This window comes from Amycolatopsis sp. NPDC043885 (genome assembly GCF_056435685.1).
Genome location: NZ_JBWKEA010000022.1, coordinates 67040 through 87024 on the forward strand (window position 1 = coordinate 67040; position 19985 = coordinate 87024).

At 68.7% G+C, this 19985-nt stretch carries 17 protein-coding genes and 1 pseudogene; 11 read left to right on the forward strand and 7 right to left on the reverse strand.

Translation table 11 applies throughout. The features are described from left to right. The first annotated feature begins 176 nt into the window (after positions 1–176). From AC069I_RS38925 to AC069I_RS38945, 5 genes and pseudogenes are all read left to right on the forward strand, one after another. Complete coding sequence (locus tag AC069I_RS38925) at positions 177–1445, forward strand: aspartate kinase (RefSeq protein ID WP_478267599.1); 1269 nt, start codon at positions 177–179, stop codon at positions 1443–1445. Continuing rightward, positions 1442–5494 carry a Pls/PosA family non-ribosomal peptide synthetase gene (locus AC069I_RS38930; protein WP_478267600.1) on the forward strand — a complete coding sequence of 1351 codons (4053 nt, stop codon included), beginning with the start codon at positions 1442–1444 and terminating at the stop codon, positions 5492–5494. Before AC069I_RS38925 ends, AC069I_RS38930 begins: the two co-directional genes overlap by 4 nt. Beyond that, the gene (locus tag AC069I_RS38935) at positions 5491–6861 is read left to right on the forward strand and encodes an aspartate aminotransferase family protein (protein ID WP_478267601.1); all 1371 of its coding nucleotides are present in this window, start codon (positions 5491–5493) and stop codon (positions 6859–6861) included. The genes AC069I_RS38930 and AC069I_RS38935 overlap by 4 nt, the downstream gene beginning before the upstream one ends. Positions 6862–6941: 80 nt before the next feature. Beyond that, positions 6942–7103 (forward strand): annotated as a pseudogene (locus AC069I_RS38940) (type I methionyl aminopeptidase); the annotation flags it as partial. A gap of 172 nt (positions 7104–7275) precedes the next feature. Beyond that, positions 7276–7425 (forward strand): hypothetical protein, encoded by a 150-nt coding sequence (locus tag AC069I_RS38945; protein WP_185927105.1) that lies wholly within the window; start codon positions 7276–7278, stop codon positions 7423–7425. A 14-nt stretch (positions 7426–7439) separates the two neighbouring features. On the opposite strand, the gene AC069I_RS38950 is transcribed toward AC069I_RS38945, so the two are convergent. Continuing rightward, entirely contained in the window at positions 7440–8099 is a 660-nt protein-coding gene (locus AC069I_RS38950) for a hypothetical protein (protein WP_478228171.1), read from the reverse strand. A 267-nt stretch (positions 8100–8366) separates the two neighbouring features. On the opposite strand from AC069I_RS38950, the gene AC069I_RS38955 reads away from it, so the two are divergent. Then, positions 8367–8732 carry an ArsR/SmtB family transcription factor gene (locus AC069I_RS38955; RefSeq protein ID WP_478267602.1) on the forward strand — a complete coding sequence of 122 codons (366 nt, stop codon included), beginning with the start codon at positions 8367–8369 and terminating at the stop codon, positions 8730–8732. A 456-nt stretch (positions 8733–9188) separates the two neighbouring features. Here AC069I_RS38955 and AC069I_RS38960 read toward each other — a convergent pair whose 3' ends face one another. Continuing rightward, a complete protein-coding gene (locus AC069I_RS38960; protein WP_478228173.1) occupies positions 9189–10145 on the reverse strand; it encodes a helix-turn-helix domain-containing protein in 957 nt (318 codons plus the stop codon). A 120-nt stretch (positions 10146–10265) separates the two neighbouring features. On the opposite strand from AC069I_RS38960, the gene AC069I_RS38965 reads away from it, so the two are divergent. Together AC069I_RS38965 and AC069I_RS38970 are read left to right on the forward strand one after the other, a co-directional pair. Continuing rightward, entirely contained in the window at positions 10266–10856 is a 591-nt protein-coding gene (locus AC069I_RS38965; RefSeq protein ID WP_478228174.1) for a cysteine hydrolase family protein, read from the forward strand. A 352-nt stretch (positions 10857–11208) separates the two neighbouring features. Further along, positions 11209–12948, forward strand: coding sequence for a pyruvate dehydrogenase (locus AC069I_RS38970; RefSeq protein WP_478267603.1), 1740 nt, complete (start codon positions 11209–11211; stop codon positions 12946–12948). A gap of 32 nt (positions 12949–12980) precedes the next feature. Here the strand turns inward: AC069I_RS38970 and AC069I_RS38975 are convergent, their stop codons facing one another. After that, positions 12981–13556 carry a TetR/AcrR family transcriptional regulator gene (locus AC069I_RS38975; RefSeq protein WP_478228176.1) on the reverse strand — a complete coding sequence of 192 codons (576 nt, stop codon included), beginning with the start codon at positions 13554–13556 and terminating at the stop codon, positions 12981–12983. A 222-nt stretch (positions 13557–13778) separates the two neighbouring features. Between AC069I_RS38975 and AC069I_RS38980 the strand changes: the two genes are divergently transcribed. Genes AC069I_RS38980 through AC069I_RS38990 form a run of 3 tightly spaced genes read left to right on the forward strand, consistent with a single transcriptional unit; the run spans position 13779 to position 17354 of the window. Further along, positions 13779–14231, forward strand: coding sequence for a (2Fe-2S)-binding protein (locus tag AC069I_RS38980; protein WP_478232806.1), 453 nt, complete (start codon positions 13779–13781; stop codon positions 14229–14231). Further along, entirely contained in the window at positions 14218–15180 is a 963-nt protein-coding gene (locus AC069I_RS38985) for an FAD binding domain-containing protein (protein WP_478228178.1), read from the forward strand. Before AC069I_RS38980 ends, AC069I_RS38985 begins: the two co-directional genes overlap by 14 nt. Further along, the gene (locus AC069I_RS38990; RefSeq protein WP_478267604.1) at positions 15177–17354 is read left to right on the forward strand and encodes a xanthine dehydrogenase family protein molybdopterin-binding subunit; all 2178 of its coding nucleotides are present in this window, start codon (positions 15177–15179) and stop codon (positions 17352–17354) included. The genes AC069I_RS38985 and AC069I_RS38990 overlap by 4 nt, the downstream gene beginning before the upstream one ends. Before the next feature lie 76 nt (positions 17355–17430). On the opposite strand, the gene AC069I_RS38995 is transcribed toward AC069I_RS38990, so the two are convergent. The 4 genes from AC069I_RS38995 to AC069I_RS39010 form a co-directional block, all read right to left on the reverse strand. Beyond that, the gene (locus tag AC069I_RS38995; RefSeq protein WP_478267605.1) at positions 17431–17874 is read right to left on the reverse strand and encodes a DUF6389 family protein; all 444 of its coding nucleotides are present in this window, start codon (positions 17872–17874) and stop codon (positions 17431–17433) included. An 81-nt stretch (positions 17875–17955) separates the two neighbouring features. After that, complete coding sequence (locus tag AC069I_RS39000; protein WP_478267606.1) at positions 17956–18414, reverse strand: GreA/GreB family elongation factor; 459 nt, start codon at positions 18412–18414, stop codon at positions 17956–17958. Positions 18415–18503: 89 nt separating this feature from the next. Next, a complete protein-coding gene (locus AC069I_RS39005) occupies positions 18504–18674 on the reverse strand; it encodes a transposase (RefSeq protein ID WP_478228182.1) in 171 nt (56 codons plus the stop codon). Beyond that, the gene (locus AC069I_RS39010; protein WP_478228183.1) at positions 18671–19936 is read right to left on the reverse strand and encodes an NAD(P)/FAD-dependent oxidoreductase; all 1266 of its coding nucleotides are present in this window, start codon (positions 19934–19936) and stop codon (positions 18671–18673) included. The genes AC069I_RS39005 and AC069I_RS39010 overlap by 4 nt, the downstream gene beginning before the upstream one ends. Positions 19937–19985 lie beyond the last annotated feature (49 nt).

Consider the following 19985-nt stretch of genomic DNA (forward strand, 5'->3'; position numbering starts at 1 on the left):
ACGAGAAACGGACGGCCGATCTTTCGTACTTATGGAGGTATCCGTGGAATGCGTCCCGCACTACTTTCCAAACCTGTCATCCCTGCCAAGGCGCCTTGTCCGGCAGGGACTCCCGGACCCTGTCGTATGCCCAGCCGAGAATGCGGCCATTCGCGGCGACGACCCCATGAAGGAAAATGGTGAATTATTCCCCGGAACTCGATGTCGGCCCGGACACACCTTTACGTAATCCGCGAAGCGAAGGACTGGTCATACGAAAATACGGTGGATCGTCGCTGGCCACCCCGACATTGGTGAACCAGGTGGCCGCCGAGGTGACGGCGATCGCCGAAGCCGGACATCGAGTGGTCCTCGTCGTGTCGGCGATGGGAGACAGCACCGACCGGCTGATCGCGCTGGCAGGCGAATTCGCCGAACCGCCCGCTCCCCGGGAACTCGACCAGTTGATGGCGACCGGCGAACAGGCCTCCGCGGCGGTGCTCGCCATGGCGCTGGCCGAGCGCGGGGTCGAAGCCGTCTCGCTGTCGGGTGATCAGGCGGGGATCGAGGTCGCGGGCGAACCGGGAGCGGGAACCATCGTCCGGGTCGATCCCGGCAAGATCGTCGCGCGGCTGCGGGACGCGCGGGTCGTCGTGGTCGCCGGGTTCCAGGGACGGACCGCCGACGGTGAACTGCTGACTCTGGGCAGAGGTGGCTCCGACACCACCGCGGTGGCACTGGCGGCCGCGCTCGGTGGCTCCGAATGCGAGATCCGCACCGACGTCCACGGCGTTCGCACGGCCGACCCCCGGATCGTGCGGGACACCCGGCCGGTCCGGACGATCTCCTACGACACCATGGTCGAGCTCGCCGAGCTCGGCGCCCGCGTGCTGCATCCCCGATCCGTCGAGCTCGCGCGCCGTCACGGGGTGGCGGTGCGGGTGAAGCATTCTTCGGATCCCGGCCCGTCCACCGTCGTCACGGCGGGCGAAGAGCCGCTGGAAGGCACTCCCCGCGTCATCGGTATCGCGCACGAACGCGACGTGCGGCTGGTCCGGGTCGAAGTTTCGGCCGCGGACCCCGATCGCTACGCACGCGTGCTCACGATGCTGGCCGGCTGCGGCGTGAGACCGGCGAATCTGAGCTGGCCCGACCCCGGCGAACTCAGGTTCACCGTCCGGGGTACGGAGCCGCTCGGTCCGCCGATCACCCGGCTCGCGATGGAGCTGGACGCCCGCTCCACGGTCTGTGAGGAGCTCGGCTCGGTATCCGTGGTCGGTACCGCACTGCTCGATCCGCCCGGTTTCCTGCCCGAGTTGCTGCGGGTCCTCGCCCGTCACCGGGTCACGGTGCCGTCGATGACGACGTCGCAGTCGCGCCTCACCGCCGTGATCCCCGCCGACGTCGTCGACACGACCGTCCGAGCCCTGCACGACTCCTTCGGCTTGGCGGAGGACAGGACATGAGCCCGTACGGACAGTTCACCACCGACGGCCTGGTACTGACCTGTGACGGCCACGAACAGCGGGTTCGATGGCGGGCCGGTGACCGGCTGGAGCTGCTGTACGAGCGCCTCTGCGATCGGTTGCGCGCCAACGGGCTCGGAGACCGCCTGGCAGTGGACGCAGGAGGCGTGAAGGTCACGTTCGACGGGCTGGACGGGCGAGCCAATCGGCTCGCCCGGCACCTGCTGGCGCGAGGGGTACGGCCCGGTGACCGGATCGGGCTGCTGTTCGCCGAACCGGTGCATCCCTACGTCGCGATGCTCGCCGTGCTCAAGGTCAACGCGGCGTATGTGCCGCTGGACGTGGGCTTTCCGGACGACCGTCTGGCCTACATCGTCCAGGACGCCGGCGTCCGGCTCGTGATCTCGACCTCCGGGCTGCGCGATCGGTTCGAACCGGGCAGTGTCGACCTGGTCTGCCTGGACGACGACTCGGACCGGATCGCCGGGCTGCCGGGAACACGGCTCAGCACGGCTGAGAAGGGCACACCTGCCGACGAACTCTGTTACGTCGTCTACACCTCCGGCTCGACCGGACGACCGAAAGGCGTGACGATCGACCACGCCTCTATCTGCAACTTCGTCCTGGTCGCCGCCGATGTCTACGGCATCCGGGACACCGACAGGGTCTACCAGGGCATGACGATCGCGTTCGACTTCTCGGTCGAGGAGATCTGGGTGCCGTTGCTGAGCGGTGCGACGCTCGTGCCGAAACCCGGCGGTGCCGCCCTCGTCGGGCACGATCTCCTCGAATTCCTGCGGGAGAACCGGGTCACCGCGTTGTGCTGCGTCCCGACCCTGCTGGCCAGCCTCGACGAGGACCTGCCGCTGCTGCGGTTCCTCCTGGTGTCCGGCGAAGCGTGTCCCGAAGACCTCGTACGTCGCTGGTATCGCGCGGACAGGCGATTCCTCAACGTCTACGGTCCGACAGAGGCGACGGTCACCGCGACGTGGTCCGTGCTGCGCCCCGACCGGCCGGTGACCATCGGGGTGCCCCTGCCCACCTATTCGGTCGTCATCCTCGATCCGGACGAGCCGAGGGCGCTGGCCGCGGGTGAGCTGGGGGAGATCGGTATCGCGGGGATCGGGCTCGCCGGCGGCTATCTGAACCGGCCGGACCTGACCGAGCGCGCGTTCATCCCGGACTTCCTCGGCATCGGGCACAATCCGTCCCGCCGGATCTACCGCACCGGCGATCTGGGCCGGATCACCCCGGACGGGGAGATCGAATACCACGGCCGTGCCGATACACAGGTGAAGATCCGTGGCTACCGCGTCGAGCTCACCGAGATCGAGTCGGTCCTCCTGCGGATATCCGGCATCGCCCAGGCGGTGGTCGAGACCCACCATCCGGACGCGGGCACCACCGAACTGGTCGCCTACTACAGCCTGCGGCGCGACAACGAGGACGTCGATCCCGGAGAACTCCGTCGCCGCTTGGCGGAACTACTGCCGGGCTACATGGTGCCCGCCTATCTCGAACAGCTCGACCACATCCCGTTGACACCGGCGGGCAAAGCCGACCGTAAGCATCTCCCGGCACCCACGAACCCGAGAAGAGCGGCGAGCGACGTCGACTACGTGGCGCCCGCCACCGAGACCGAACTGCGTTTGGCGGAGGCCTTGAGCGGTGTCCTCGGGATCGATCCGGTCTCGGTGACGGGGCACTTCTTCGACGACTACGGTGCCGACTCCCTGCTGCTGGCCAAGTTCTGCGCCGTGATCCGGGATCGTGGCGAGGTCGCGCCGCTGTCGGCCAGAGAGGTGTACCTCAACCCGACCATTCGCGGCCTCGCCGAGTCGGCCACCTCCGCGGCCGAGGTCATGGTCGCTCGCGCCGAGGAGCCACGCCGGGCGTCCACCGCGTCGTACGTCCTCTGTGGAGTGTTCCAGCTCATTGCCTTCCTCGCCTATGCCGCCGGTTCGGGCTGGCTCCTGGACACGGGATTCGCCTGGATCGACGCCGCGACGGGCTTCGCCGAGAGCTACGCGCGCGCCGCCGGGCTCGGGCTCGCCGTGTTCGTCGTTCTCTCCGTGGTGCCGGTCTTGGCGAAGTGGGCGATCGTCGGCCGGTGGAAGCCGGGGGAGATCCCGCTGTGGAGCGTCGGCTACCTGCGCTTCTGGACAGTCAAGACCTTGGTCAGGTTCAGCCCACTGATGCTGTTCGTCGGCACTCCGCTGTACTCGTGGTACCTGCGGGCGCTCGGTGCGGACATCGGCAAGGGCGCCCTGATCCTCTCCAGGAACCCGCCGGTCTGCACCGATCTGCTCAGCGTCGGTGCCGGGGCGGTCATCCGGAAGGACGCCTACTTCTCGGGCTACCGCGCCAGAGCGGGCCGGATCCAGACCGGCACGGTCACGCTCGGCGCCAACGCCTTCGTCGGCGAGATGACCGTGCTCGACATCGGCACGGCGCTCGGAGACGACGCGCAGCTCGGCCACTCGTCGTCCTTGCACTCCGGACAGTCCGTCCCCAGCGGCGAGAGCTGGCACGGGTCGCCCGCTCGCCTCTCCAGCGTGGACTACCGGGCGCTGGGCACGGTCGCGCGCGGCAGGCTCAGGCCGATCGTCTTCTGCGTGGCCAGCGTGCTGCTTCTGCTGCTCGGCACGCTTCCCCTGACGCTGGGTGGTGCCGGTGTGCTCGTCGAACAGTGGTTCACGACGACGGTGGACTTCACGAGCTGGGCCTTCTACCTCGGCCGGATCGCCGACTCGGCGCTGATGTACTTCGGTGCGCTGCTCGCCGGGCTGGTGGTCGTCCTCACGATCCCGCGCCTGCTCGGCCTGTTCCTCCGGCCGGACCGTGTCTACCCGCTCTATGGCAGGCATTTCGCGATCCAGCGGCTGATCGCGCGGCTGACGAACTTGCGCGCGTACACGTACCTGTTCGGTGACAGCAGCTACATCGTGTACTACCTGCGTGCGCTGGGGTACGACCTGTCGAAGGTCCAGCAGACCGGATCCAACTTCGGGGTCGAGGTCAAGCACGAGACACCGTTCCTGAGCACGGTCGGCACCGGGACGATGGTTTCTGACGGCCTTTCGCTGCTCAACGCCGACTTCTCCGCTTCGTCGTTCCGGCTGCGCAGGACGTCCGTCGCGCCGCAGGCGTTCCTGGGCAACGAAATCGCCTTCCCGCCGGGCGCGAAGATCGGCCGAAACTGCCTGCTGGCCACCAAGGTCCTCGTTCCCTTGGACGGACCGGTCCGGGAGAACGTCGGCCTCTTGGGCTCGCCGGCGTTCGAGATCCCTCGCACCGTCCGCCGTGACACCGGGTTCGAGCACCTCGGCACGGGGGACGCGCTGCGCCGGGGCCTGAGGGCGAAGAACCGGCACAACACCGTCACCATCGGCGTCTACCTGCTCGTGCACTGGCTGCACCTGTTCGGAATCCTGTTGATCGGCGCGGCGGCCGGAGTCCTGCACGCGCGGTTCGGCCCGCTCGCCGTCGGTGGCGGCATCGTGGCGACGCTGGTGTTCTCGGTCGCGTTCCTCATGCTGGCGGAACTGGCCGTACAGGGCTTCCGGTCGATGCGGCCGCTGTTCTGCTCGATCTACGATCCGGCCTTCTGGCGGCACGAACGGTTCTGGAAACTCAGCCCCGCCCGCTATCTCGCGTTGTTCGACGGGACTACGTTCAAGCCGTTCCTCTTGCGCCGTCTCGGCGTCCGGATCGGCCGCCGTGTCTTCGACGACGGATGTGCCATCCCGGAACGGTCCCTGGTGAGCATCGGCGACGACTGCGTGCTCAACCTGCACACCGTCGTGCAAGGACATTCGCTCGAGGACGGGACCTTCAAATCCGACCACATCACCATCGGCGCGGGATGCACGCTCGGTGTCGGCGCCTTCGTCCACTATGGAGTGACGATGGAGGAAGGAGTGATCGCCGAGGCCGACGCGTTCCTGATGAAGGGCACCGTGGCCCCGGCGCGAACCCGCTGGCACGCCAATCCGGCGGTCGAACTCGAAGCGGCCGCCGAGATCGCCGCGGTAAGGAGGTCGCCATGACCCACGCTTCCACGACGAGGCCGGCGCTGGCACCTCGCGTCGAGGGCTCCCTGCCGGGGCCGCGCTCCGCGGAGTTCCTCGAACACCAGCGCCAGTGGGAATCCAGTGCGCGGGCCTATCCACGCCACCTGCCGATCGCGATCGCGGGTGCGGCGGGAAGCTACCTGTGGGACGTGGACGGGAACGTCTTCATCGACTTCCTGGCGGGCGCGGGTGTGCTCTCCCTCGGCCACAACCATCCCGAACTGGTGCACGCGGCCACCGAACAGCTCCACGTGCTCACCCACGGCTTGGACTTCCCGACGCCGGCGAAACGTGACTTCGTCGACGCTCAGCTGTCCATGCTGCCGCCTGGCCTGCGCTCGCGGATGCGGATGCACTTCTGCGGTCCCGGCGGGGCCAACGCGGTGGACGCCGCGATCAAACTCTGCAAGACCACGACCGGCCGTGGCGACTTGGTGTCCTTCCAGGGCGGGTTCCACGGCTCGAGCCACGCGGCGATGGCATTGACCGGTCTCGTCGACCAGAAACGACCGATCGTCAACGGCGTACCCGGCGTGCATTTCTTCCCGTACTCCTACTGCGCCCGGTGTCCGGTGGGCCTTGCGCCCGACACGTGCGAGACCAACTGCGTTGGCCTGCTGGAACGATCGCTGCGAGATCCCAACGGCGGTATCCCCCTTCCCGCCGCGGTGATTCTCGAAATGGTGCAAGGCGAAGGCGGGATCATCCCGGCGGACCGTGACTTCGTACGGCGCGTCCGCGCGCTGACCACGGAACTGGACGTCCCGCTCGTCGTCGACGAGGTGCAGACGGGCTGCGGCCGCACCGGAACCTGGTTCGCCTTCGAGCACTACGACATCGAGCCCGACGTGATCATCGCTTCGAAGGCCTTGAGCGGGATGGGGCTTCCGGTGGCGGTGATCTTCTACGACCGGCGACTGGACGGCTGGGCGCCCGGCGCGCACACCGGCACGTTCCGGGGCAACCAGACCGCGTTCGCCGCCGGCGCGGCGGCCGTCCACGTCGTCCGGCGGGACGACGTGCTGGGCAATGTCCGGCAGCGCGGGCGGCAGCTCTCACGACGACTCGACACCCTGCACGACCACGTCTGGGTCCGTGAGGTCCGTGGCCTCGGCCTGATGTGGGGGATCGAGCTGGCCGATCCGAGCGATGGCCGCCCGGCAGGCGGATATGCCCGCGCCGTGCAGGCCCACGCGCTGCGGCATGGGCTGATCGTCGAGCTCGGCGGCCGCGACGACAGCGTGATCCGGCTGATGCCACCGCTCACCGTGACCGCCGAGGAGATCGAGCTCGCGTGCGGGATCCTGCTCGACGCGATCGAGCGCTGCTGCCCGGCAGGGTAGGGCACCGCTGATTGGTATTATTATACCGCCTACTGCTAGGGTGCCGGTATAATAATACCAATCAGCGACACGAGGATCCGATGATCGAACTGAAGACGCCCGCCGAGATCGAGCGCATGCACGTGACCGGGCGTTTCGTCGCCGAAGTGCTCACCGAGGTCGGCGACCTCGCGAACGTGGGCGTCAACCTGATGGACTTGGAACATCTCGTTCGGCGACGGGATGGGACCAACCGGTGCTTCGCGAACGCCGGCGTCACCGGCACGGAGGCCGGGCGGTGTGGCATCGCCCGGCCTCCGTCCTGGTCGCCCCTGGGTGATGTTCGACCGAAAACTCCGAATACGGCCCGTCGTCACGGCGCGACCGTTAGAGTGAATGGTCGCTGTTGTCATCACCCATGAGGAGTAGCGGTTCATGATCGCCGAGAGCGCGAACCAGCAGAGCGTGACCTTCCCGCAGGAAGCCACGCCGATCTTCGACCTGGTCGCGAAGATGGTGGCGCGGACGCAGACCGAGGATGAGCACGACTTCGACCGCGAAGCCGGTCTCGCGACCTCGGTGTAGCTTCCCGCCGAGAGTCATTCAGGTGGCGTGCCCGTGTGGGCACGGAGTTCCGCGGCCGTGCGGCGGGCGTGGGCCAGACCGTCGAGGATCCATTGCGGGGGCTGACGGTCGCTGGTCGCGATCCGCTCGTAGGCGGCGACCAGCCTTTCCGCGATCTTCAACCGGGCGTCCGCGGCCGCCGGTTCGCGTACCGCTTCGCCTTCGCCCTGTTCAGCCGGGATCGTGACCAGGGCGAGGTGCCCGGCCGGCGAACGGGCCGGTTCCGTCGCGGACTCGGCGGTGTCGGGTCGCTGTTCCGGAGTCGGCAGCCGTCGTAGGTGGAAGGCCGTCTGCTCGGTGTGCTCCGGCACACCCTCGCGGCGCGCGTTCTGCGAGGGGAAGGGATCCGCGCGGAACCGCGCGACCGAGGGCCAGTACCGGGTCCGCACGGACCGCGGGGTCGCGCCGTCGAGTCCGCACGCGATCTCCTGCCAAGTCTTCCCGTCGAGCCTCGCGGCGACCACCGCCGCCTCGAGGATCTGCTGTGCCATCCCGATCAAGCCGGAATGATCCCGCGTCGAGCACGCGTCCTCCCGGGCGGCGTTCGCGGCGAGATCGGCCAGCTCCGCCGCGTGCGCGGCGAGGACGAGGTGAGCCCGGGTGGCGGCGGTGGGGATGGAGTGGCGGGTGGTCACCGTCCACTCCTCGTGGCGGGCCGGGGGATCGACAAGAGGCTCGCGGAATCCCGCATGCCGTGACTCACAGGTGTTCTCACCTTCTCTGATATGCAGACTTGCATAATTGTGCAATTCGTGACCGTGTGCTGGTGCTCAAATAACGCGTTTTTGTGCCCTGATCGGGTGTGGTCGCGCCCGATCGGCGCGGGGTGAGGTTCGGCGGCTCCGGAAATCGGGCACGATCAGGGGTGTGCGGACGGCTGGACCTGCGGGGAAGGGATGCCGATGAACAGCCCCCTGTATCAGGCGACGGCGGAGTTCTTCAAGACGCTGGGGCACCCCGTCCGGATCCGTGTGCTCGAACTGCTCAGCGAGCGGGAGCATCACGTCTCGGAGCTGCTCGCCGACCTCGGCATCGAGCCCGCCAACCTGTCGCAGCAGCTCGCCGTCCTGCGTCGCGCCAACCTGGTGGTGCCCCGCAAGGAAGGCGCGACCGTCTCCTACTCGCTGACCAGTCCGTCGGTCACCGAACTGCTCACCGTCGCTCGCGGGATCCTGACCGGGGTCATCGCCGGCCGGCTGGGGTTGCTCGACGATCTGCAGAACTCCGCCGGATTTTCCGGTGATGTGTCTTCATCCGAAAAGGGATGAAAATCGAAAACGGTCTATTTCGTTTGCTCATGGCGTCAGGTGATCGTCATTTGTTTTCGTCGACGGCGTCCGCGCGTTGCTCGCTCGATTCTGAATTGTCATCGCGGGGGAGCGTGCCATTTCCGGCGGCCGTCCTCCTCGTCTCCTCGACCAGAGAGTCGAAGATGGGGGTTCCGCACAGCTCCACATGGTCCTCCATCGTGCCGGTCTTCGTGCCCGGCCATCTTGCCCCGGAATGCCTTCTTCGATCCAGTTCCGCCGGGCAATGCACTCGATAGAGATCACCCTCTGGGGTGAGCCATTCGCTGATGTGAAAAGCCGAGTGTATGACACGACTCTTTCCGCGCGCGCACTCAGTCCCGCCGGTTTGCGGAAATAAGGATTCCACTTTCCCATGAGCGGGCGAGAAAAGGATTTCTCTCGCCTCGGGCGGCCCGCGTGTCTAACCCGTGGCGATCAGCGCGGGGCGGAGAACTCGACTCGGTAGCGCGTCGGCGTCGTGCCCAGCGCGGTGGCGAAGTGTTCGCGAAGACGGGCAGGGGTGCCGAAGCCGGACTGCGCGGCGACCGCGTCGATGCCGAGCGAGGTCGTCTCGAGGAGTTGGCGCGCCCGGGCGAGGCGTTGTGCGACGAGCCAGCTGTGGACGGTGGTCCCGGTGCGGGCGCGGAACGAGCGAGTGAAGGTGCTGCGGCTCATATGTGCCCGGGCGGCGAGGTCGTCGATGCTGTGCTGCGCGTCCAGATGGGACCGCGCCCAGCTCATCACGGTGGTGAGCGGATCCTCGTCCGCGGCGGGGACGGGCAGTTCGATGAACTGGGCCTGGCCGCCGGGACGGTGCGGCGCGGCGACGATCCGCCGGGCGACCCGGTTGGCGACGACCTGCCCGGCCGTGCGGGCGAGCAGGTGAAGGCACGTGTCGATCCCAGCGGTCGCGCCCGCGCCGGTCACGACGTCACCTTCGTCGACGTATAGCTCCTCTGGACGCAGTTCTACGAAGTGGAAGCGCCTCCGGAAGGTTTCGACCCATTTCCAGTGGGTGGTCGCGGCGCGCCCGTCGAGGATGCCCGCGTCCGCGAGAGCGAAGACTCCCAGGCAGAGCCCGACGACGAGCGCTCCGCGTTCGTGCGCGGCTCGCAACGCGGCGGCCACGGGCGAGGGCGTCGAGGTTTCCGGGTCGGACCACCATGGCACCACGACGATGTCGGCTTCCGCGAGGGTGCCGAGACCGGCGGGAACGTCGATCGAATAACCGGCGCTCGTGGTGAGTCTGCCCGGTTCGACGGCGACGACCGTGATCGGCCACGGCTCCATGTCGCCCGCCGGCGATTCGGGTCCCCACACCAGCGACGGCACGGCGAGATGGAACGGGCTGATCCCCTCGAACGCCAGGACGGCCACACTCGGAGCGCGCATCGTTCCCTTCCCGCGGATGTCGGCCGATCTCGACCACAGCTGACCCGAATCCGTATCTCACTATCGGATCGGGTCAGCAATCATGGTAGCCGTACCGACCGGAAAGCGAAGGAACACACGATGACCAGCACCACTCTCCGCGAAATCAGCACCTTGCCGACGACCCCCGCGACGCTCTCGGACGCGACCGTGATCCTCGTCGACTACCAGAACACCTACACGCGCGGCGTGATGGAGCTCGACGGCTGGGGAGCGGCACTCGACGAGGCGGCCACCTTGCTGGAGCGCGCTCGTGCCGAGGGCGCGACGGTCATCCACGTCATGCACGACGGCGGCGAGGGCAGCCCGTACGACCTCCGGCAGGACATCGGCCGGATCCACGAACGTGTCGCCCCCGTTCCGGGCGAGGAGGTCGTGGTGAAGACCGCGCCGAATTCGTTCGTCGGAACCCGGCTGGGGGAGCTGGTCGATGCCGCAGGGCACCAGGACGTCGTCGTGGCCGGGTTCATGACCCATATGTGCGTCACGTTCACCGCGGAGGGCGCGTTCCTGCGCGGGAACACCCCGACCGTGGTCGCCGCGGCCTGTGCCACGCGCGCGCTTCCTTCCGTCGCCGGTCCGGTGACCGCCGCGGAACAGCACCGCGCGGCGCTCGCGACGATCGGTGATCTCTACGCCGTCGTCGTCGGTTCCTCGGCGGAACTCGGCTAGGGCCGCGCCTTCACGGACCCGGCAAGCGCCACGTCCACCAATAGTCACAGCAGCTGCGCGTGAAGGCCCCCTTCCCTCGGCTCAGCCGAGGAAACTCGACCTTCACACCTTGCCGAGTACATGAAGGACCTCTTCCTTGCGCCTAGGTACAGGAAGGGCTCCTTCATGTACTTCGGGCGAGCAAGGGGGCAATGGCACCGACGCGGTCAAGCTTCAGCCGGTCCTTGGCGAGCCCACTCCCACCGCTGCCTCGATCAGGCCATTCTTGCCTTATGCCTCAACAGGACCTGCGAGGTGGGGTCCGCACGTGGATCATGAGGGTATTCGCCGCCGAAGCATCGAAGGGGTCGTGATGGCCAAGCCCAACGTCGCCGAGCAATTAGTCCAAGTCCTGGTGCAGGCCGGGGTGGAACGGATCTACGGCGTGGTCGGAGACAGCCTCAACCCCGTCGTCGACGCGATCCGCCGCACCCCGGGCATCGAGTGGGTCCATGTCCGCAACGAGGAGGCGGGTGCCTTCGCCGCGGCCGCCGAGGCCCAGCTGACCGGACGGCTCGCGGTGTGCGCGGGGAGCTGCGGCCCCGGCAACACCCATCTGGTGCAAGGGCTTTACGACGCCCACCGCACCGGCGCCCCGGTGCTCGCGCTCGCCTCGCATATCCCGTCCGGCCAGATCGGCACCGGGTTCTTCCAGGAAACCCATCCCGAACGGCTGTTCGTCGACTGCAGTGGCTATTGCGAACAGATCAGCAGGCCCGCTCAGATGCCCAGGGTGCTGCGGATCGCCATGCAGCACGCGTTGTCCCGCGGCGAGGTTTCAGTGCTGGTGTTGCCCGGCGACATTGCGCACCTCGACGCCGTCGCGCCCACGGGGACCGGGACGCCGGTCACCGAGCACGGGACGGTCATGCCACCCGAACCCCAGGTGACACGGCTCGCCGAGTTGATCAACGACGCCGAGACCGTCACCTTGTTCGCCGGCGCCGGGGTGCGCGGCGCGCACGCGGAGGTGATGGAGCTGGCCGGGACCGTGCAGGCGCCGGTCGGCCACAGCCTGCGCGGCAAGGAATGGATCCAGTACTACAATCCCTACGACGTCGGGATGAGCGGGCTGCTCGGCTACGGCGCCTGCTACCGGGCCATGCACGACGCGGATCTGCTGGTCTTGCTGGGCACCGATTTTCCTTACGACTCCTTCCTTCCCCAGGCCCGGACCGTGCAGGTCGACCACGACGCGACCCGACTCGGCAGGCGTACCCCGCTGGAACTGGCGGTACACGGCGACGTGCGGGAGACCCTGCGGGCCGTGCAGCCGCTCCTGCGGCGCAAGACCGACCGGACGTTCCTGGACCGCATGCTGCGTGATCACTGCAAAACGCTCGAACAGGTCGTCGACGCCTACACCCGCAACGTCGAGCGGCACGTGCCGATCCACCCGGAGTTCGCCGCGGATCTCCTCGACGAACTGGCCGCGGACGACGCGATCTTCACCGTCGACACCGGCATGTGCAATGTCTGGGCGGCCAGGTATCTCACCCCCAACGGGCGCCGCCGGGTCATCGGGTCGTTCCTGCACGGCACGATGGCCAACGCCCTGCCGCACGCCATCGGCGCGCAGTTCGCCTATCCGGGACGCCAGGTCGTGTCGATGTCCGGCGACGGTGGGCTGGGCATGCTGCTCGGCGAACTGCTCACCGTGGCCTTGCACGACCTCCCGGTCAAGATCATGACGTTCAACAACTCCTCGCTGGGCATGGTGAAGCTGGAGATGCTGGTGGACGGCCTGCCCGACTATCAGACCGACCACCGCCCGGTCGACTTCGCCGCCATCGCCAGTGGTGCGGGTTTGCGCGCCGAGCGGGTGACCGACCCGACCCGGTTGCGCGCCGCGCTCAAGGAAGCGCTGAGCCACGACGGCCCGGCACTGGTGGACGTCGTGACCGATCCGAACGCGCTGTCCGTCCCGCCGCATATCACCGCCGGTCAGCTCGGCGGATTCGCCTTGGCCGCGAGCAAGGTCGTTCTCGAAGGCGGGGTCGGCCGGATGATCGACCTCGCCCGGGCCAACCTTCGCAACATCCCGCGGCCGTGACGCTTTCGCGGCACCGGGGTGCAGGTCGCGCGTCAGGCCCGGCCGGTGCCCATCCCGCGCCACAGCAGGTCGAGCAGGCTCGCGACGTCGCGCCGCCATTCGCCCTTCGGGTCGAGGTACAGCAGTCCGCCCAGTCCACGTAGGACGGTCTCGGGCTCCAGGCCCGCGCGCACGGTGCCGGCGTCGATGTTGGCCTGCAGCAAGGTGGAAACCGCGCCGACCATGTCCTGGTAGGCCCCCGCGGGCAGCTCGCCGCGTGAGGCGGTCGCGGCGCGCAGGGCGTCGGCCAGGCCGCGTTTGGTCATCATGTAGTGCGCCAGGTGGTCGGTCGTCCACACGCGGAACGCCTGCTCCGGTGCGTACTTCTCGAGCAGGCTCGGCACGATCTCGACGAGCTGGCGCACCTCACGCCGGTACACCGCCAGGATGAGGGCCTCCGGCGTGGGGAAGTGCCGGTACACCGTGCCGACGCCGACCTCGGCCTCCTTTGCGATGGCGTTGAACGAGACTTCGCCGGAACAGGCCAGCGATTTCGCCGCGGTGGCGAGGATGCGCTCGTGGTTGCGGCGGGTGTCCGCACGCCGGGGATTGACCGATCCCGTCGTCATGGTCCCTCCTGTCCGCCGACCTCGTTCTCCGGTGAATGTAGCCGAGGAACCCGTCGGACCTGGAGCGGCTCCAGGGCGAGCATCGACCTTGCCGAGCGGATTGTAATCCGCTAGCTTGGAAATCGAAGCGGATGAATATCCGCTTCACTTCGCGAACGGACTTCCCACCACCTCAACCTACGCCGTCGGGCCCGGCCCGGACGATCTGCGGAAAGAGATCCAGTGGACATCTCACTCGAAGTCAATGGCAGGACGGAACATCTCGGGGTTGATCCCGGGGTGACCCTGCTCGACGCGCTGCGGGAGCGGCTCGCCGTCACGGGCCCGAAGAAGGGCTGTGACAGAGGGCAGTGCGGAGCCTGCACGGTGCACGTCGGCGGCCGTCCGGTGCTCTCCTGCCTGACCTTGGCCGCCACCGTGAAGCAGCCGGTGACCACGGTCGAAGCACTGTCCACAGAGGACGTGCTGCATCCGGTTCAGCAGGCGTTCGTCGATCAGGACGCCCTGCAGTGCGGATTCTGCACGTCCGGGCAGATCATGTCGGCCGTCGCCGCCGTCGAGCAAGGCGTCGAGGACGTCCGGGAGTTCATGTCCGGCAATCTCTGCCGATGCGCGGCGTACCCGAACATCGTCGCCGCGGTCGAGCAGGCGAGGAGAGCCGATGCGTCCCTTTGAGCTGCTCGCACCCGAGACCGTCGAAGACGCGGTCGGCTCGTCCGGCACGTTCCTGGCGGGCGGGACCACCCTCGTCGACCTGATGAAGCTCAATGTCCTGACACCACCGCAGGTGCTGGACATCAACGCCGTACCGCTGCGTGGCATCGACACCACCGACGGGCTCCGCTTCGGGGCGCTGGAGCGCATGGCCGACATCGCCGGACATCCCGGGGTGTACCCGGCGATCTCCCGTGCGCTGCTGCTCAGCGCCTCCCAGCAGATCCGGAACATGGCCAGCATCGGCGGAAACCTCATGCAGCGCACGCGCTGCTCCTACTTCCGCGACGTCGCCATGCCGTGCAACCGGCGAATCCCCGGCAGCGGCTGCCCGGCGATCTCGGGCGCCAACCGGATGCACGCGGTGCTGGGCACGAGCGATTCGTGCGTGGCGACCCACGCCAGCGACGTCGCCGTCGCACTGGTCGCCCTCGATGCGCGGCTCCGCCTGGTCAGCGAGACCGGGAGCCGCACCGTCGAGCTGGGCTCCTTCTATCGCCTGCCCGGCGACACTCCTGAGCTCGAGAACGACCTGCGGCCCGGCGAACTGATCGCCGAGGTCGAAGTCCCGCGGCTGGACTGGGCGTCGAACTCCACCTACGTCAAGGTGCGGGACAGGCAGTCCTACGAGTTCGCGCTGTGCTCCGCGGCGGTCGCGCTGCGGGTGGAAGACTCGCGCGTCGTCGACGCCCGGATCGCGGCAGGCGGCGTGGCCACCGTACCGTGGCGGCTGCCCGCGGTCGAGGAGGCCTTGCGGGGTGCACCCGCGACGGTCGCCGCCTTCGAAGACGCCGCGGCACTCGCCGCCGAGGGCACACGCCCGTTGGCCGCGAACGGATTCAAGACGTCGCTGCTGCGGCGGACCATCGTCCGCGCGCTGCTCGAACTGACCGAGGGGAGCCGCTCATGACCAGCAGGGTGGACGGGCCGCTGAAGGTCACCGGCCGGGCCGAGTACGGGGCGGACCACACCTTCCCCGGACTCGTCCACGGTTACGTCGTGCTCAGCACGATCGCCCACGGCGAGATCGACACGATGGACGTCACGGCGGCGAAGGGCGCGCCCGGCGTGGTCGGCGTGTACACGCCATTCGATCCGCTGGAACTGCGCACTCCGGCCACGCCGTTCATGGGCGAGACTTGGGTTCCGTTGCAGGACAAGGAAGTCACCTACTACGGCCAGCCGATCGGGTTCGTGGTCGCCGAGACCTACGAGCAGGCGCGCGACGCGGCGATGCTGGTCGAGGTCTCCTACCTGACCAGGCCGGCCCAGACGTCCTTGGAGGACGGCCTCGCCTCGGCCGAAGAGCCGCCCGCCGCGAGAGACGGTGGCCCGTCGGCCCTCGCAGTGCTCGCCCCGGGTGTCGAGTCCATCGAGGACGCGCTCGCCGAGAGCCCGGTGGTCGTCGAAGCCACGTACACCACCGCGCCTCAGCACCACGCCGCGATGGAACCGCATTCCGCGGTCGCGGTGTGGGGGCCCGACGGCCTGACGATCCACAGCGGCAACCAGGGATCCGACCTCCAGGCGGCGGAGCTGGCGATGGCGCTGGACACGAAGCCGTCCGAGGTGCACGCGGTGAATCCCTTCGTCGGCGGCGCGTTCGGGGGCAAGGGCCGCACGTCCACCCCGGCGTTCCTCGCCGCGGCGGCGGCCAGGGTGCTGGGCAGGCCGGTGAAAGCCGTGCTCGGCCGGGAGCAGGTCTTCACCGCGACCGCGGGCCGCGCCGCGACGGTGCAGAAGATCGCCCTCGGCGCGGAGCACGACGGCACGCTGAACGCGCTGCGGCACGATTCGTGGTGCAGCACGCCCCTGGACCGGTCGTTCGTCGAGCCGACGTCACACGGCACGTCGCGCGAGTGGTACGCCACCCGGAACCTGGCCATCAGCCAGAAGATGGTGCCGCTCAACATCCCGCCGACCACCTTCATGCGGGCGCCGGGTGAGGCACCGGGATCCTTCGCGCTGGAGAGCGCGATCGACGAACTCGCGGTCGCGCTGGACATGGACCCGATCGAGCTGCGGCAGCGGAACAATTCGACCGCTCCGCCCGGCAAGGATCTGCAGTGGTCGAGCAAACACCTCGACGAATGTTTCCGCGTCGGCGCGGCGCGATTCGGCTGGGCGGATCGCGCGCCCCACGGGCGCACGGACGGCGACTGGCTCGTGGGCATGGGCACGGCCACCGCCATGTTCCCCGCGCTGCGGTTCCCGGCCACGGTCGGGATCACCCTGCTGCCCGACGACACGGCGGTCGTCGAGACCAGCGGGGCGGACCCCGGGACGGGCCTGCTGACCGTGCTTTCGCTGGTGGGCGGGGAGTCGCTGGACATCCCGCCGGACCGGGTGGTGCCGCGGCTCGGCGATTCGACCCTGCCGCCCGGAGGCATGTCCGGCGGTTCCACGGCTACCGCGAGCGCGGGCACGGCCATCATGATCGCCGCGGCCAAGACGATCGACGAGCTGCTCGCACTGGCGTCGGCACCGGGCGCGCCGTTCGACGGCATGGACGTCTCCTACGCGGACGGCCGGGTGCTGGCCGGAGACCGGACGATGTCCTTCGGGGAACTGTTGCGGGCACTGGGCCGACCCTCGTTGTCCGTGACCGGTTCCTCGGCTCCCGGCGAGGAGCTGACGAAACATTCGTTCAGCTCGTTCGGTGCGCAGTTCTGCGAAGTCCGCGTGCACGAGTGGACCCGCGAGATCCGGGTGTCCCGCATGCTCGGGGTGTTCGACGCCGGCCGGATCATCAACCCCGTGGCGGCTCGGAGCCAGATCCTCGGAGGCATGATCTGGGGTGTTTCGGCAGCCCTGCACGAGGGGTTGGAGGTCGAGGAGAACGGGCGATTCGCCAACGGTGACTTCGCGAGCTACCTGATCCCGGTGAACGCGGACATCCCCGAGGTCGACGTCCACTTCCTCGAGTATCCGGACACCCTGCACAACTCGGTCGGCGCGAAGGGGCTGGGCGAGATCGGCATCGTCGGGATGGCGGCGGCCGTCACGAACGCCGTCCACAACGCCACGGGCATCCGGGTCCGGCACATCCCCATCCTCATCGAGGACCTCCTCGACGAGTCCTAGGAGATCGTGGAGATTCGGGACACGTGACGTCCCGGATCTCCACGAACGCGACGGTCGCCAAGGTCACTGAGCCACGTCACATCGGGCGTACCCGCGGTATCGGGGTGGCCGTGCCGTAACCGTCCGGGGAGGACACCTCCACCGGAATCGACAGCGGCCGGCTGACCGTCCGGGTCCACACCGAGTCGATCCAGTCGGCGGCCGTGTCGACGACGAGGTCCGCCGAGAGCCCTCGCGGAAGCGGCGGTACGTCGGGTTCCCAGCCTGTTTCGTGGTGGACGACGCCGAACAGATGGCGGTGTTCGTCGATCGGTTTGTTCAGCACGTAGGAATCCCGGCCTTCGAACCGGGCCCAGACGTCGAAGGTGCCCTCGCCGTCCTGGTCGGGGAAGACCTCGATCTGCAGGCTTTCGACGGTGTCCCCGATCGCCTCGACGATCCTCCTCAGCCGCGTGGCGACGTCTTCGGAATGCGCGTCGAGCACGCGGCGCAGTCTCCGGCGGTACTCTTCCTGGTCCACACAGGACAATTTAGCGCGCCCGTGTGACCGCACTAGCGCCCCTTGTCACTCATGACCCCGGAACTCCGCATCGCCGGTCCGTCAATGCGCGGTCTCCCTATGGCGCCCGTAAGGCTTGGCGTCGATAAGCGTGACGCCCACCGCCCCGCCGCTGGGCACGCGATACTCCCGCCTCTCGCCCGGTTGCGCGCCGTGAAGCGCGCGGCCGAGCGGGGAGTCGGGGGAGTAGACCTCGAGTGCGCCGTGGCCGGCCTCGTCCCGCGTGCCGAGCAGGAAGGTCTCGGTGTCGCCGTCGTCGTACCGGACGGTGAGCACCATGCCGGGCTCGGCGATCCCGTCGTCGGGAGGATCCTGTCCGACGACGGCGCCGCGCAGCATGTCCTCGATCTGCCGGATCCGGGCCTGCCGGTGGGTGTTGTGCGCGATTTCGTCGTCACCGTACCGGTCGCCGGTGCCGGGGCGCCGCAACGTGGCGAGTTCCCGCACCAGGCGCGCGTGCGCTTCCAGGGTCAGCCAAGGGCCTGACGAGACGGTGGACATGATGGTGATCGCCTTTCGGGGATACGTCTGTGGGGGCCGGGCGCGGAAACGGCCCGCCCCCCACAGACCTTCGGTGAAGCCCGCGTCGGTCAGCGGGCCTCGGGTTCGGGTGACTTGTGCCGGAAGACGCCGGCGTCGGTGGCGAACCCGATCGCGGCCTTCAGCAGAAGGTCCTTCTCAGCGCGGAGGAGGGCGTTCTCGGCGCGAAGACGGTCCACTTCGGACTGTTCGGCCGGCGGCGTTTCGTTGTCCGGAGTCATCGGCGAAGCGGGTCGAAGGGGCGCAGGGCCTCAGGTTGTTTGCCGGTGGTGATGTGCTCGGCCAGGAGTCGTCCGGTGATCGGGCCGTGGGTCAGTCCCCACATCCCGTGCCCGCCGGCGACGTAGAGCCCCGGGGTGCTCGTCGCGCCGATCACGTGCCGCCCGTCGGTGGTGACCGGGCGGGAGCCGACCCATTCGTCGGTGTGCCCCTCCCAGTCCAGGCCGGTGAGGAAGGGCCGTGCTGACGCGATGATCGCGGCGATCCGGGCCGGATCCAGCGGCGCGTCCGGCTTCCGGAACTCCATCGTCCCGGCCACACGGAGGCCGTCCCGGTACGGCGTGCACGCCACACGGATGTCCGGCAGGTAGAGCGGGCCGGGCACCGGGCGGTCGGTCGGCACGGTGAAGGAGTAGCCGCGTCCGGCGCGGACGGGGATCTTGACTCCCCACTTCCGGCCCAGGTCACCCAGCCAGGCCCCGGTCGCCAGCACGACCGCGTTGGCGTTCACCGTCTGGCCGGTCTTCGAGCGCACGCTCAGCGCGTGCCGGTGCGCGCGCAGGGAGGCGACCTCGAACTTGTGGCGGATCGTGCCGCCCCGGCCGACCACCGCCCGTGCGAGCGACTCGACGAACCGGCCAGGGTCCACGTAGCGCTGACCGTCGATCCGGACGGCGGCGCCGAGCCGGGCCGTGGCCTGGGGGAACCGCTCGGCGAGATCGGCCGCGGTGAGTCGTGTCCAGGAGATGTCCTGACCCGTCTCCGCGACGCGCCGCAGTTCGGAGATCAGCGCCGAGGCCTGGTCCGCGGTCTCGAACGCCGCCGTGATCGGCGCTTCGATGGTCGGCGCGTCCACCCCGTTCGCGGTGAGGACGCCGAAGGCTTCCAGGCACTCTTCGTTCAGGGGCGAGTTCGCTTCGACCGCGCGAGTCCACGATCGCCCGGTGCAGTTCGCGGCGAAGCGGGCGAGGAACGACCACAGCCGCGGATCGGGGGACGGCGGGACGTGCAGCGGTGCCTGCCGGTCCAGCAGGGTACGCAGCCCGTAGCGAAGGACGCCGGGATCGTTGAGCGGGATCGCGAGGCCAGGGGAGAGCCAGCCGGCATTGCCCCATGACGCTCCCGCCGCGATGCCTTCGCGATCCAGCACCGTGACGCCGACGCCACGTTCTTGCAGGAACCACGCGGTCGACAGGCCGACCACGCCGGCTCCGATCACGATCGCCGAACGCGGGCCGCCGTCGATCCGGTCGAGCTCGCCCATGAATTCCTCCGCTGCACGAGTGGTGCTGTCGCGGTCAGGATGGCTCGGA